This window comes from Limnobacter sp. SAORIC-580 (assembly GCF_013004065.1).
Lineage (GTDB): Bacteria > Pseudomonadota > Gammaproteobacteria > Burkholderiales > Burkholderiaceae_B > Limnobacter > Limnobacter profundi.
Window position 1 is genome coordinate 1,208,923 of sequence record NZ_CP053084.1, and the last position, 14,632, is coordinate 1,223,554.

12 protein-coding genes are annotated in these 14,632 nt (G+C 50.6%); 9 read left to right on the plus strand and 3 right to left on the minus strand.

The window, feature by feature from the left end; translation table 11 throughout:
* Window positions 1–7 precede the first annotated feature (7 nt).
* The gene (locus tag HKT17_RS05625; protein ID WP_171098494.1) at window positions 8–1,474 is read right to left on the minus strand and encodes a cytochrome c3 family protein; all 1,467 of its coding nucleotides are present in this window, start codon (window positions 1,472–1,474) and stop codon (window positions 8–10) included.
* A 6-nt stretch (window positions 1,475–1,480) separates the two neighbouring features.
* Window positions 1,481–2,296: a hypothetical protein gene (locus HKT17_RS05630; protein WP_008251116.1), complete on the minus strand. Its 816-nt coding sequence runs from the start codon at window positions 2,294–2,296 to the stop codon at window positions 1,481–1,483.
* Window positions 2,297–2,425: 129 nt separating this feature from the next.
* Here HKT17_RS05630 and HKT17_RS05635 point away from each other — a divergent pair, with 129 nt between their 5' ends.
* The 8 genes from HKT17_RS05635 to HKT17_RS05670 all read left to right on the plus strand — a co-directional run bounded on the left by HKT17_RS05635 (window position 2,426) and on the right by HKT17_RS05670 (window position 10,370).
* Window positions 2,426–3,673, plus strand: coding sequence for a tetratricopeptide repeat protein (locus tag HKT17_RS05635; RefSeq protein WP_171098496.1), 1,248 nt, complete (start codon window positions 2,426–2,428; stop codon window positions 3,671–3,673).
* Complete coding sequence (locus HKT17_RS05640) at window positions 3,670–4,992, plus strand: heme exporter protein CcmB (protein ID WP_171098498.1); 1,323 nt, start codon at window positions 3,670–3,672, stop codon at window positions 4,990–4,992. Before HKT17_RS05635 ends, HKT17_RS05640 begins: the two co-directional genes overlap by 4 nt.
* 2 nt (window positions 4,993–4,994) lie before the next feature.
* Window positions 4,995–5,687, plus strand: a complete 693-nt coding sequence (gene ccmC / locus HKT17_RS05645; protein ID WP_371815430.1) for a heme ABC transporter permease CcmC — start codon at window positions 4,995–4,997, stop codon at window positions 5,685–5,687.
* A gap of 184 nt (window positions 5,688–5,871) precedes the next feature.
* A complete protein-coding gene (ccmE, locus tag HKT17_RS05650) occupies window positions 5,872–6,279 on the plus strand; it encodes a cytochrome c maturation protein CcmE (RefSeq protein WP_008251122.1) in 408 nt (135 codons plus the stop codon).
* A complete protein-coding gene (locus HKT17_RS05655; protein WP_171098503.1) occupies window positions 6,276–8,267 on the plus strand; it encodes a heme lyase CcmF/NrfE family subunit in 1,992 nt (663 codons plus the stop codon). The genes ccmE and HKT17_RS05655 overlap by 4 nt, the downstream gene beginning before the upstream one ends.
* Window positions 8,264–8,833, plus strand: coding sequence for a DsbE family thiol:disulfide interchange protein (locus HKT17_RS05660; RefSeq protein ID WP_171098506.1), 570 nt, complete (start codon window positions 8,264–8,266; stop codon window positions 8,831–8,833). Before HKT17_RS05655 ends, HKT17_RS05660 begins: the two co-directional genes overlap by 4 nt.
* The gene (locus HKT17_RS05665) at window positions 8,830–9,243 is read left to right on the plus strand and encodes a cytochrome c-type biogenesis protein (RefSeq protein ID WP_171098508.1); all 414 of its coding nucleotides are present in this window, start codon (window positions 8,830–8,832) and stop codon (window positions 9,241–9,243) included. Before HKT17_RS05660 ends, HKT17_RS05665 begins: the two co-directional genes overlap by 4 nt.
* Window positions 9,244–9,488: 245 nt before the next feature.
* A complete protein-coding gene (locus HKT17_RS05670; RefSeq protein ID WP_171098510.1) occupies window positions 9,489–10,370 on the plus strand; it encodes an EF-hand domain-containing protein in 882 nt (293 codons plus the stop codon).
* Window positions 10,371–10,395: 25 nt separating this feature from the next.
* On the opposite strand, the gene HKT17_RS05675 is transcribed toward HKT17_RS05670, so the two are convergent.
* Window positions 10,396–13,740, minus strand: a complete 3,345-nt coding sequence (locus HKT17_RS05675) for a PAS domain S-box protein (protein ID WP_171098512.1) — start codon at window positions 13,738–13,740, stop codon at window positions 10,396–10,398.
* 155 nt (window positions 13,741–13,895) lie between these two features.
* Here HKT17_RS05675 and HKT17_RS05680 point away from each other — a divergent pair, with 155 nt between their 5' ends.
* Complete coding sequence (locus HKT17_RS05680) at window positions 13,896–14,507, plus strand: response regulator (RefSeq protein ID WP_240965915.1); 612 nt, start codon at window positions 13,896–13,898, stop codon at window positions 14,505–14,507.
* The last annotated feature ends 125 nt before the right edge of the window (window positions 14,508–14,632 follow it).

The following is a 14,632-nucleotide window of genomic DNA, read 5'->3' on the forward strand; positions in this document are numbered from 1 at the left end:
ATGGCGATTACTTCACTGCCACTTCTTTGTTATGAATATGGTATTCGTGGCACACGCCACAGTCTGACTGAACTTTGTTGAGCACGGGTTTACTGCCCGCATGACAAGTTTGACAACCTTCAATTGCGGGCATCAGTACATCACTGGCTTCTTCGGATTTGGCCGCTTTGTGACAACTGTCACAACTTTCAAAGGCGTGTGCCTGGTGGTCGAATTTGGCCATGGGCATCCACGGGTGGGCAGGATTGATCTCGGCAATCTCGTACTGTGGCATTCTGGAGCCAGAGGTTTTCGTATTGCCCAGACCATCCACGGCTTTTACTTCGTGACATACCGAACATGCGGTGTTCTCAAACAACTCCGCTGTGGCAAAAGCAGCCTGCGCACGTGGGTTTCCGCTCAGGTTTCGCAGGTTGGATCGATTCGGGTCTTTCTCGCCAGGGCGCGCCCGTAAAACAGCGCGTTGCGCATTTACCCTGTTCCGTTCTTCAGGGTGAAGTGCCAGATAACTGTAAAACTCTTCAACGGTGCTCAGCACTGCATCGACTGGGCCGTGGGGAACCTGTCGATCAGGCAAAGCAGGCTCAAAACTCAGTTTGTGACATTCCTGGCAGTGGCTTTCCATACTGAGTGTTTTAAACCCTGTAGCTGTATCCGCTGGCTCGTGACAGTTGGCGCATTCCATCACAACCTTCTTGCTCGGGCTGTCAATGCCCTTGGGGTCGAGATGAATGTCGTGGGGGAATTTCAGGCTGGTTTTCTCGGTAATGGGTGTGTTTGCCACCATCCGAATTCGGCGCAAATCACTGGGTTCCGGACCAGTAGCCACTGTGATTCTGAATGCTGGGTGTTTGTCTGCGGCAAAGTCGTTGACTGCCAATGTTTCAGTTTTGGGCGCCACAGTTTTAATATCTGCATGGCAAGCCGCGCAGTCGGTGCCCACAAAATGTTTGTTTTGTTCTGCAAGGCTTTCGCGCCCTTTGTGGTCTCGATGGCAGCTTGCGCAGCGGCCTTCCTCAAATGAGGTGTCGGGCAGCGTTTGCTCGGTCACATGCAGACCCATATTGCTGTGGCACACCAAGCAGTTTTCGTCTTTCACTCTTGAGAAATTACCGGTATGACAAGCTTGGCAGTCGCCTTCCAGATTCGAGTGCGCTGAGGCCAACGGGCCCGGGTTCCAGATTGAATCGAGTGCCAGTGCCGTGGTGTTTCTCGTGCTTGAAACCTGGGTACTTTGAAGGCTTGGGTGCGCATTTACCGGCAATTGGTCGGCAGGCACAGTTTGCGTCTTTTCGTCAGAGCCTTTGGACTCAAAGCCAAACAGCTCAGGTGCTTGCATGGCCACTAAAGGCAAAACAAAGAACGCAAAGAGAATGGGTACGAAAAATATCCAGGACAGGGGGCGCTTTAGCCCCAAGGGTTTTTGTAATGCCTGTTGCTCACGTTGAAGCGGGCTTTTTTCTTGTTCGGCCATGTTCGCTTACCAGTAAATAAAAACAGACAGCACGTGCGTAATCAACGCCGCCAGAAGGCCAAATGACAATGGAACGTGGATGGATAGCCACAGCTCAAGCCAGTACCGTAAGTGGTAATAACGGCGCAATTGTTTCAAGGCGCGCAATCGCTGCACCTGGTTTCTGTACAGGTCAGAGAGGTTGTCAGCCTGCGTCATTTCCCGCTGCAGATAATTGACAGCATTCTCGGTGGCGCAGTCTTTAACATTCCCCCTGCGTTGGCTTTTGCGATTGGGGTAAATGCTTTGTTTGAGTGAAGCAGCGATAACACGCCCGACCATATCAGCTACATTCTTAAGCTGTTTTTGTGCCTCGCGGTCGAGGGTTTGAATTTGTTCCACTATTTGTTCGGGACTTTGGCGATTTAGAACGTTCGACATTTCAGTGGGATAACGCAAATAAAAACTGAGTCCCCAAACACCTGTGCCAATGGTTGCCATGGTCAGCACATACGCCAACGAATGCACGTTCCAGCCAATCTGAAAGCCGGTGTGCAATGTTGCTACCACCGACAAAGCCAAGCCCAAATAAATATGTGCGGATACCCAGCCGCGTAGGTTGCCTGTTTCGTTGGCGTACTGGCGCTTGCGTACACCAAACCACATCAGCCAAACAATGAGTAGGGCACCAATTGTTCCCAGGGTATAGCCCAGCCAGGTTCCGCCATTGGCATTGATTCTTGGTTGATCGAAAAGGTAGGCAAACGATGAAATGAGCGTCAGCAGCAAGGCCCATTTCAGGAAAACAAATCGTTTGTAGTTGAACAGGTTGTCCTGAATCATGTGTTCAGCGCCTAGGCGAATGGTCAGAGGTAATGCTGCTCAGGGTTTACGCTTAATTCTGTATAGCCGTTAATGTTACGTGATGATTGGTGATGTTAGTATCCCTACTTCATGTCTGGGGGTTAACAATTGAGTCTTGACGTGGCCTTTGTCGGCTTTATCTTCCTGTTTTTCCTAGTATTTTGCCTGTATTTTGCGTGGAAAGGATTTTTTTTCTCCAATGATCAAAAAACCACGAATGAGGTAGGGTCTCTGGAAGAAAGCCCTGAGTGGCGGGCTTTTTTGAACCGGCGCCAGGAAATCGAAACAGACCCCACGCTCGACACTTCCAGTAAACAGGTATTGATCGACAATTGGCTAACCATGGCCAGCGAGAGCAAGCCGCACATGGCTTCGGCCGCAGTTTCTCCCCTTCGTCCGTCTTGGGCGCGACCAAATACCATGTCATGGTTGATCGTGGCCAGTTTGGGGTTTGCAGTTTTGTTTACCTACCTCATTGGTGCAATACATCCCGGTGCGTTGAAATGGCCTGAAGCGAACTCTGTGAATGCGCTTGCGCCCAGTGTTGATCAATCAGTGGTTGTTTCCGCCGGGCATCCTGGCGATGGTGCCAGTCTCGAGGACCGGCTTGCGGGCTTGCAAGTAAGGCTTGCGCAGCAGCCTGATGATTTGAGTGGTTGGGTACTGCTGGCACGAACACATGCCTCCATGTCCAATTACCTTGAAAGTGCGAATGCTTTGAAAAAAGCGCTGGAATTAACGCCAGGGCATCCAGACATTCTTGCGGATCTGGCTGACATGACCGCGATGGCACAGGGAAGGCAACTGGCAGGTGAGCCCGAAACTTACATTGCAGCTGCGCTGCAAAGCGATCCCCGCCACGAAAAGGCGCTTGCCTTGGCTGCAAGTGCAGCGGAGCAAGCCGGTGACAATGACAAAGCGCAGGTGTACTGGCAATTGCTTAGCCAGGTTCAGCAAGCCAGTTTGAAAAATTCAAACCCAACGCCCGAGGACATTCTCACTTCCGTGAACGTCACTATTCCCGAGGCAGCCTTAAGTAGCTTGAAAGAAAACTCTGCACTGTTTGTTTTCTTAAAGGCGCAGCCTGGCCCTGGCATGCCCTTGGCTGTGGTTCGTGTACCCGCATCTCAATTGACGGTGGGTGAACAGGCTGTGCGAATAGGGCCAGGTGACTTTATCCAGGAGGGTGGCGTTGCAGCCATGCCCGACACGGTTCATATTCAAGCACGTTTGTCGATTCAAGGCATGGCCCAAACTGGTATGGGTGATATCGAGTCAAGTTGGCAAACGCTTCCCCGCAATCAACTCGCTTCAGGTGTGGATTTAAGTTTGCCGGAACTTACGGCCAATCGATGATGCATATTTCACTCTTCGCCACTCGCCTGCAAGTTAGAACGCAGGCACTGGAAGCAGCTGGTGTGGTGTTGTCCGGTCCAATCGGATTTGAATTAATGCCGGGTGAGATCAATGTGATTCGTGGTGGAAACGGCGTTGGAAAGTCGACCTTGCTGAGGTTGATGAGTAATGCGTTGCCCGGCCAGTGTGTTTTGTTCAAGCCCGAGTTTGGCCTGCGCGATGAATTGTTGGTCCATACACATCTGCAGATTGTGTTGGATCATTTGGGCGTTGACAGTGCCCAAATTGAACCGTTGCTTGACATGGTAGGGTTGGCCAATTGGCAATACGAGCGAATTGGAACCCTGTCCTCAGGGCAACGTGCACGTTTGGGTCTGTGTACCTTGATGGCTGGGCAGTTCAGGGTGTGGTTGCTCGATGAGCCTTTGAATGCACTGGACCACCAAGGCGTTGCAACATTGGCCAGGGTGTTGGCCGCGCATTTACAGCGGGGTGGCATTGTACTGATGGCCACACATGTGGATGCATCGGTATTAACACAGCACTTGGCGGGCGTCTCCGTGAAAGAAGGCAGGATTGACCAGGGGGCCTTGATCGGAGATTTCTCAACGGATGCTGGCGTGGGTGATGCTTGTACTCAAGCAATCGAGCAGGCCGCAAAAGTCAATTTGCGTGCATTGCTCAAACGAGATTGGGCGGTGGCTTTGGGCAATCCACAAGCCCTGTTGTGGGGTGCTTTGTTTCACTGGATGGTGTTGAGTTTTTTTGGAATCGGGCTTGGAAAGCCAAGCGCCGAATTTGCACAGGTGGCCGTGTGGGTCAGCTTGTTGCTCGCATTGATGTTGGGTGCCAAAGACTGGTTTGCAGACGATCACCGCACAGCTTGGCTTGGTTTTGTATCAGGCCTTAATCCCGATAATATCGCTTTGTATTGGTTGGTGAGGGTTATATTTTTGGTGCTGTGCCAAGTGACCGTGCTGGTACCTGTTACTGGTCTGGTGGCGTTACAACTGGGTTTGCACGCCACGCAAACCTTCGACTTGGCCTTGGCTTTGAGCCTGGGTATTTGGGCTGTGGCACCTGTGTTGGGATTGATTGCCCTGTTGGTGATGTTGACCCGCGGTGGTGCAGTTCTGGTCTATTTGTTGGCTTTGCCATTGTTGGTCCCGGTTCTAATTTTTGGGCTTGAGGCCAGTCAGGCCAATGGCTTGGGTCGCAGTGCAATTGCACCGCTCGCTGTGCTTGCGAGTGTGGGAATGTTGGGTTATTTGCTCGGGCCTTTTGTGGCCAAGCGCCTTGTTGGTTTAATACAGGAATAGTGATGTTTGCACAGTTGGCTTCACCCCCCAAATTCCACGCCCTGGCCAGTTGGCTTTGGGTGTGGCTGCTCGCAACGGGCGTGCTGCTGCTGGGGTTTGGTTTGTACACGGGTTTGTTTCTGGCTCCTGTTGATGGGCAGCAAGGCGAGGTGTATCGGGCCATTTATGTGCATGTTCCAGCCGCCTGGATGTCGATGTTCCTGTATTTGGTGGCCTGTGCCTATGCAGGTTTGAATTGGGTGTATCGCAGCGATGTATCTGCAGTGATGATGCGGGCTTTGTTGCCTACCGGTGCTTGGATGACTGTGTTGGCCCTGGTCACTGGTGCGCTGTGGGGCAAACCCACTTGGGGTACCTACTGGGTTTGGGATGCACGGATGACTTCCGAGCTTTTGCTGTTGTTCATCTACTTAGGTCTCATTGCTTTGGGCCAACTGACCACCAACCCGGCCAAGGCTGATCGTGTATTGGCTGTTGGGCTGTTGATTGGTGCTGTGAACATTCCCTTGATTTACCTCTCGGTGGTTTTCTGGAATACGCTTCATCAGGGTTACAGCGTGTCGATGAGTGGCAGCCGAATTCACCCTGACATTGCCATGGGCATGTGGCTCAGCGTGTTGGGGTTCTGGTTGATTTGTGCCAGCTCGGTGTTGAACCGAGCGCGGCGTTTGTTGGTACAAAGGCGTTGGGTGTAAAGGGCAGAAGGCAAAACAATGATTCTTGATGCATGGCAAACAATTTGGGCTTGCGTAGGTTTAAGCCTCTTGATTCTGGTTGTGGATGGTGTGTTGGCTGGCCGAGCAGGCCCCAGCAAAACCGATCTGGTTCGTCAAAAAAAGAGAGATGACCGAATGGTTGGGCTCGGTAAAGGGGTAGGCAATGAGTAATGCACGCGCGCATCGCGCGGCTTGGCTGGCAGCTATTGTTGTGGTGGCTTTGGGTTTTGGTATTGCCTTGGTTAAAGTGTTTAACGAGAACCTGGTTTTTTTCTACACCCCCACTCAAATACTGGGTGGCGAAGTGCCCACAGGTGAAAAAACCTATCGCCTGGGTGGCATGGTCGAGGTGGGCAGCGTTCAACGCGAGGCCGACTCATTGAAAGTTCGTTTCGTGGTCAGCGACCTGAACAACAAAGTGCCGGTTGAGTTCAATGGCATTGTTCCGGATTTATTCAAGGAAGGCACAGGCGTTGTCGCAGATGGCCAATGGGACGGCACCACATTCAAAGCCTCTGAGGTGTTGGCCAAACACGATGAAGACTACATGCCACCCGGAGTTGAGCAGTGATCGCGTTGATATCCCAGTTCAGTTTGGCACTGGCCACTGTCTTGGCCCTGTTTGGTGCGGTGGCGGGGTTCGCCGCAGTGCGCGGCGTGTACAACCATAATCCAGCAGTTCCTTTGTTGAAATCGATTCAACGCAATGTGTTGCTGGTCTCCGGGCTGGTCAGTACTGCTTTTGTTGGCCTGGTGTATTCCTTTGCTATCAGCGATTTCTCTGTTCGCAATGTGGCTGAGAATTCCAATTTGGCTTTGCCTGTTTTTTACAAGGTGGCTGCAAGCTGGGGTTCTCATGAAGGCTCATTTTTGCTTTGGGTGCTCATGTTTGCGGGTTGGACTCAAGCAGTGGCATGGGCCAAATTCGAGGTGTCTGCCTGTTTCAAAGTGCGCGTACTGGCCACCTTGCAATTGGTGCTGGTGGGTTTTCTGCTTTATTTGTTAATTGCCAGCAACCCCTTTGAATACCTGTACCCCACACCTGTAGATGGACGAGACCTTAACCCGCTGCTGCAAGACATTGGCATGATCATTCATCCGCCCCTGTTGTACATGGGTTATGTAGGTTTCGCAGTGACTTTTGCTTTCGCAGTGGCAGGTTTGCTCGAGGGGCGCTTCGACATGACCTGGGCACGCTGGAGCCGCCCCTGGACCAATGTGGCCTGGGCCTTTTTGACCATGGGTATTGCCTTGGGCAGCTGGTGGGCTTATCGCGAACTGGGCTGGGGTGGTTGGTGGTTTTGGGACCCCGTTGAAAACGCATCCTTGATGCCATGGCTGGCGGGTACAGCATTGATCCACTCTTTGGCCGTGTCTGAAAAAAGGGGTGCCTTGCGCAGTTGGACTTTGCTGCTGGCGCTCACCACGTTTGCTTTGTCGCTGTTGGGTACATTTCTGGTTCGCTCGGGTGTGCTTACCTCGGTGCATGCTTTCGCAACAGACCCTGAACGTGGCGTGTTCATTCTTGCCTTGTTGTTTCTTGTGGTGGGTTCTTCCTACATTCTGTATGCCCTTAAAACAGGTGAGGTCGGGCAGGGTGGTAACTTCAAGGCCACTGGGCGCGAGTCGCTGCTGTTGTCCAACAACGTGCTGATGAGTGCTGCTTTGGTGGCTGTGATGTTGGGCACCCTTTACCCTTTGGTCGTCGAGGTGATTGGTGGTCGAAAAATGTCGGTGGGGCAGCCTTACTTCGAGGCCATGTTTGCGCCTATTTTGTTGCCTGCGGTCTTACTGATGGCATTGGGCCCTGATTCACGCTGGCGCGAAACGCGTTTGGCGCAATATATCAAGCCGGGGGCGGTGGCTTTTGCTGTGGCTGTGCTGGTGTTGTTGGGCGCAGCGCTATTCAATGGTTATTTCAGCCTGTTGTGGGCTGTTGGTGTGGTGTGTGCGGTGTTCATGGCGGTGGCCACGCTGGCCCACGCAGCGGTGGCCACACGCAGAGCAGGGGCCAACATTCCCGAAAGCGGTTTGCTGTATCGCATACGCCGTTTGTCCTTGTCCTATTGGGGCATGGTGCTTGCGCATTTGGGAGTGGCGGTGTTTGTGGTGGGTGTCAGCTGGGTAAAAACCTTCGAGACTGAAACTGATTCTGTGCTTAAGCCAGGAGAAACCTCTGAAATTGGCCCATGGCGTGTCACTTTCATTGGCGTTGATTCCGTACAGAGGCAAAACCATGTGGCTGCTCTGGGCGTGTTCGAGTTGACCCGTGGCGATGGCACCTTGATCCACTTGCTGGAACCGGAGAAACGTCGCTATCAAAGTTCAGAGCAAATCATGACTGAAGCGGCCATTCACAGCGATTGGTTTTCTGATGTTTACATTGGCCTTGGCGATGCAGTTCAAAGCAGTGAAAACGCCGGGGCGTGGGGCGTGCGCCTGTATTACAAGCCTTTGATCAACCTGATTTGGTGGGGCTGTGCGCTCATGGCACTGGGTGGTTTACTCACCGTATTTGATCGCCGTTATCGCCCCAGAAAGAATGCGGTGGCGTCATGATCAAGAAACGCTTGCGCCTGTATTTGCCAATTTTGGTCTTGTTGTTTTTGGGTGTGTTTTTGCTCCGTGGTTTGTGGCTTGACCCCAAGAAATTACCCTCCGCATTGATTGGTAAGCCCGTGCCTGCGGTAGTGCTTCCCGTGCTCAGCTTTAACGGGCCTGAGGCGGGTGCAGTGCAAATTGCCGACATTCGAACACTGCAAAGTATTGATGCACTGAAAGGCCAGCCTTGGGTACTGAATGTGTTCGCATCGTGGTGCCAAGCGTGTTTGGTGGAGCACCCGTATTTCATTGCGCTGGCAAAACAGAAAAAAATCAAGTTGGTGGGTTTGGCTTACAAAGACGACCTGGCCAACACCCGCCGTTGGCTGGCGCAATATGGCAACCCTTACGATTTGATCCTGATTGACCAGCAAGGGCAGTACGGCATTGAGTTGGGTGTGTATGGCGTGCCCGAAACTTTTTTAATGAGCGCCAACAACACCATTATTCACAAGCAGGTAGGGCCAATACCTGCTGACTATTTCGGCAGCATGGCACTGCCCGCAATAGAGGCTTCCCGATGAATGTGAATGATCTGAATGCAGCAGAGAAAGAACAGTACAAAGAAGTGGCCAGCGAGTTGCGTTGCTTGGTGTGTCAGAACCAGTCGCTGGCTGATTCTCATGCTTCCTTGGCAGTCGATTTGAAAGACAAAATTGCCGAGCAAATTCGTGCTGGCAAAACCAACGAAGAAATTAAAAGCTACATGCAAGATCGCTATGGCGAGTTTGTGATCTACAAGCCCGCTTACAGCATGGAAAATGCGGTGTTGTGGTTGGGGCCTTTTGTGGTGTTGCTTATTGCCGTGGTGCTGGCGCGCAAGGTGGGCAAGGGCGGGGGTGTAAATGGAATATCGAACCCCCCGGCTACGGATGCAACCACAGCTTGGGCTGAAAGCCTGTATGTAAAAATGAAAAACAAGAAAGACGAATAAGCACCAGCGGTATTACCGCATTTGCGGGCTAACCTTTTTTTGTTGAACAAAGCTTGTTGGGGATGCTACTTAAGAATTAAGACCCGAGGAAAAGTCGCGCTTTCAGCCCGCTGACATATTTATCGATAGTACGTTGTCTTGGCTTCGGTTGGTCGTATGTAACCCAGTGGCTTTGTAAAATTGCACAAATTTTATAAACAACAGGTACCTATTAATAAAAATTTTCTGCAAAAAAGGATGTCTGTATGGTGGCCTCAGTAAATAGAACCCAACAGTCCCAAAGTTATACAGATGAGATCAATTATAACGATGCCAAACGCCACATCCAAAATGAAAATGGAGTGACCAAAGAAGTATTTGGACGATACATCAAAGCTGAATTTGGTGATGTGACACCACAAGGTGCAATGGCTTTATTTGATGAAATTGATGCAAACAATTCTGGCGGTCTGCGTGAAGCGGAGTTCAGCAGGTGGGCTGCCGATTCAACAGTTGGTATCTCATCTGTTGGTTCTTCATCCAATACATCTGGTGCTGGCAGCAGCGTGTCTACTAACGGCGTAGATGCCACTTTTGGGGATTATAAAAAGCTGACAAGAGTCGATGGCGGCACGGACAGTTTTAACAACGTTAAATCAGACTACCTGGTCATTGTAGAAAGTCACGGCAGGAATGCCTCCGACGGTGTGGAGGCAAACGAGCTTCCAAAGGTTACAGGCGCCAAGCTTGTCAGCTTCGGTGGTAGTCACGACAAATACATCGCACTGTACAAAGTTACCGATTCAAACGTCTCAATCACTGGCGATGGTGGTTCTGGACAGGCGCTTTTCATCAATACAGACCAGCAGGTAAGTCTTAAGGCAAAAAGGGTTGATCCTTCTCTCGGTAGTGAAAAACTGAAGGGGCCTTCGAAGGCTAATGAACTGGTTATTTATGCCGAAGATGAAGGCGGAAAAGGCGCTAAGACAAACGGTGTCGCTGATCGTGATCGGTTTTTCAAATCATATGCAAATGGCAGTTTTGGTTCGGGCGATGACCTTATCTATGTGATCGATAATCAGCTATCGGCTAACAATGACAAGGGGCCTAACCTCAATGGGGCAGACGGTGTTTTGACATTCACATAATCCATTTTGTCAATTGCCCATTGACTCAGCAGTTTTGAAGCAAATCCCGAATTTTCTCGAATTCGGCCTCCAGCAGTTCTTTGCCAGTTTGAACAATGCTGTCGTCAGTTTCCTGTGCCGCGGTTTCTATCAAACCGCAGGTATCGGCCAGGGTTTTTGCACACAGTCCAAGTGCCGTGCCCTTGATTTTGTGGGTCACCCTGATCACGCCTTGCATGTCTGAATTCCTGATCATGTTGTCCAGCTTTTCAAGTTGTTTGCCTTTGTCTGCGATGAAGGCCAACAGCAGGTCTTTTGCAAAATCCCTGTCGTTCCCGGTGATTTCATCCAATGCGTCCCAATCGATGGGCGATGTCATGGTGGTCACTACGGGTAACTTTTTTCGGCCGGGTTCAAGCCATTCAATCAATACTGATTTAAGGGTTTCCATGCGCACAGGTTTCACCAACACATCGTCCATGCCTGCGGCCAAACAGCGTTCACGTGTTTCACTTAAGGCATCGGCGGTATAGCCAATAAGTGCTTGTACACGGCGATCAGGGCGAAGGGCTGTAATTTCCCGGATGTGTTGAGCCACGTCAAAGCCACTCATCTTGGGCATCTGGCAATCACAGATGAACAGGTCATAATCCTTCTCTATCCACTTCGACAAAGCTTCCAGGCCATCACCAGCCACGTCAACATTGCAACCTATCAGGCCAAGCTGGTTCTTGAGCAATGCCCGGTTGATTTCATTGTCGTCTGCGATCAGGATATTTGCGTTTTTGACGTACTGCGGTACTTCAATTATTTCCTGTGAATTCCTCCCGCTTTCGTTTTGCGTGAGTTTGTCGGGTTCGGTTCTTCTTAAGGGCAGCGTAACGGTCATGCACGAACCTACGTTAAGCACGCTGTGCAAGGCAAGTTTTCCCCCTAGAAGTTTGGCGAGTCGTTGGGATATCGAAAGCCCAAGACCTGTGCCACCAAATTTCTTGCTGGTGTCATGCGCCGCCTGAACAAACGGATCAAAAATCTGATTCTGGACTTCAGGACTGATGCCAATCCCCGTGTCAATCACTTCAATCACGATTTGTTCGCTGCCTTGTTCGTCCCGCTTCATTTCTGCATTGAATTCAATTCCACCTTTGTGAGTAAATTTCACGGCATTGCTCAGCAGGTTGAACAAAATTTGTCGCAAACGCAATGGATCGCATTCCATGGAATGCGGAATGTTTTCATCAAACTTCATGTGCAAATACAGACCCTTGGCCTGTGCAGATTGCGAGAACAGATCTGCCGCGAATTCAAATGCACTTTTCAGTGACATCGGTTCAAGATTCACCTCCAGTTGTCCCGCTTCAATTTTTGACAGATCCAAAATATCGTTGATGATGTCGAGCAATGAATAGGCCGACTGCCGTGTCAACTTCAGCAAGTGCGCGCGTTCCTTTGCCGCACCGGTTTGTTCCAGCAACTCCGACATGCCGATGATGGCATTTAATGGCGTGCGAATTTCATGCGACATGTTGGCAAGAAAACTGGTCTTGGCCTGATTGGCTGATTCTGCTGCTTCGCGTGCCTGAGCCAATTCAGAAGTTCTTGTCGCTATACGCTGTTCAAGGTCGGCATTCCAGCCCCGCAGTTTTTCTTCGAGCTTTTTTTGATGGGTGATGTCCCGAGACACTGACAACAATCTGCCCGGTTTCCCCTGATTGTTGGCAATGGGACTGATAATCACATCCCACCATTTTTCCGTGCCTTTCATGGTGGGGGTCATTGCTTGAAACCGACCCAGTTGGCCAGCTTTTGCGCAATTCAGTGCGTCCTGTACTTTGGGCTGGTCTTTCTCGTTCCAGAATGTCAGCCAGTCAGCGCCTTCAATGTCGCAGAAGTTGTCCACTTCCATAATTTGACAACCACGTGCTGTCATGAAAAGTAGCTTGGCGTCCAGGTCGAGAACTTTGAGGCAATCGGGGCTGCTCTCAATCATGCTGTTGACGAAAGCCATGTTTGCAGCCAGGTCGGTGGTCCTTTTCTTGACCAGTTTTTCGAGTTCATTCTTTCGGTTGTTCAGTGCATTTTCGGCTGCTTTTTTCTCGGAAATATCAATATGAATGCCATACATCATCAATGGTGATCCATCCTTGGCGCGGCTCACTACGCGGCCATGGGATTGAACCCAAACCCAGTGCCCATCTTTGTGTTTAAGGCGAAAGGGTTGTTCGAATACATCGATGAGTCCCTGAAAATGCTGCTTCAACATTCGTTCCGATTCAAGCAGGTCATCCGGGTGTACGCGTGATCGCCACACCTCAAGATCAAGTGGTTGAAGCTCTTCAAGCGTGAAGCCCATGATTTGTGCCCATCGATCATTCACAATGATTTTGTTTTCGGGAATGTTCCATTCCCAGGTTCCGGCGCTGGTGCCTTCAATAACGCCATGCAGCCTTTTTTTCTCAAGATAAAGTTCTTCTTGCGTTCGCTGGATGTCGGTCAGGTTTTGCGCGATGTGCAAGTAACCGCTGAACTCTCCGTCCTCGATATGGAGCGGGTTGACTGTCAATTCAACATCGATGTGTTTTCCTGTTCTGGAGATCAGTGTCCAATAGCGGCGTTCTACCCGCCCATCGCGTGCTTTACCGATCAGGGTGTAATGGTCATTGACAAGGGTTTTTTGAGATTCCTGAAGAAGCTGGCTTTTGCGAATCAGGATTTCGTTGGGTTCATGGAAATCAAGTGAATGAAGCTTGTTGATGGCTTGCTCGGCCGTGCATTCCAGCATCAGTTCCGCTGCTTTGTTGAAATGCGTGATCAAGCCGTCGGGATCGGTCGCAATAACTGCAGCATCTGTTGAGTTTAAAATCGATTGCTGGAATGCATTTTCCGACTTCAATAACCTTGCAGTTCGCTTTAGCTCCATTTGCGAAACAACTTGTTTGGCCAGTTGCAACAGGGCTTTTTTTTGCGAATCTTTCAGCTTCCCCGGTTTCAGGTCGATGACGCACAAGGTGCCCAGCGCGTAACCGCGCGGTGACACAATCGGTGCGCCCGCATAGAAACGGATGTGTGGTGCGCCGCTCACCAAGGGGTTGTCGCGAAAGCGTTCGTCCTGCAAAGTGTCCTGGATTTCCATCAATCCTGTTTGGGCAATTGCGTGACCACAAAAGGAGATGTCCCGGGCTGTTTCTGTTTCGTCGAATCCGATGGTGCTTTTGAACCACTGGCGTTGCTCGTCAATCAATGAGATCAACGCAGTTGGCGTGCCACAAATTTCAGCCGCCAATTCAGCAATGGCGTCAAATTCGCTTTCTGCAGGGGAGTCCAGTAACTTGTAGCTGCACAAATCCTTAAGCCGGGCGATTTCATTCAGGGGGGTGGGTGCTGGCATCATGGCGGGTCTCCTTGATCAATTCGAGCGTGAAGCCTTTGTGTTGACAAGTACCAAACTTGGTTGAATCTGCATGACTAATAATATCACAATTGGTAATATTGGTATAATTGGTAAGACCGCTTACTTGAATTGCAACATTAACAATGGTTAAAACAATGAATGACGCAACAGATTACTGCTCAATCAAAGAGGCCTCTCAAATATTGGGGGTTTCGCCAAAAACGATTCAATTGTGGGTCGAGAAAGGCAGCCTGCGTGCCTGGAAAACTGCTGGTGGGCATCGGCGTATCATCCGTGAATCGGTGAATGCCTTAATCAAGGCGAGAAATCCTCAATCTGCATCAAATGCTGGTTCCGGGTTGCCTAACCTGGAGCAAGGCATGCGGGTGTTGATCGTTGAAGATGAGGAAGCGCTTCGCCGGCTCTACGAATTCAATGTCCGGCAATGGGCCAATTCCATTCAGGTTGAGCTGGCCAAAGATGGTTTTGAGGCATTGCTGCGCATTGGCAAGACCAAACCCGATGTGTTGATCACCGATTTGAGCATGCCGGGTATGGATGGCTTCAAGATGCTGCGTCGCCTGAGCGAGCTTGGTGAATTGGGCTCCATGTTGGTCATCGTGATCACCTCCTACGATTCAGAGGCGATACAAAACCTGGGCAGTTTGCCCGAAGGCGTTCATGTTTTTGAAAAACCAGCGCCTTTCAAGTCAATCCGGCAGCTGGTTGTGGATGGCGTGGCGGAAAAACTGGCGCTTTCCAGATAATTCGTGGTCGTTTTTGCTTTTCTGAATTGGTAATAAATTACCAATTTAATCCCTATCTCCTTGACTAAATCGGTAATATCGGTAATCATTTCCTTAAGTGTTGATTAAGCACCTGCTCGTCCTCT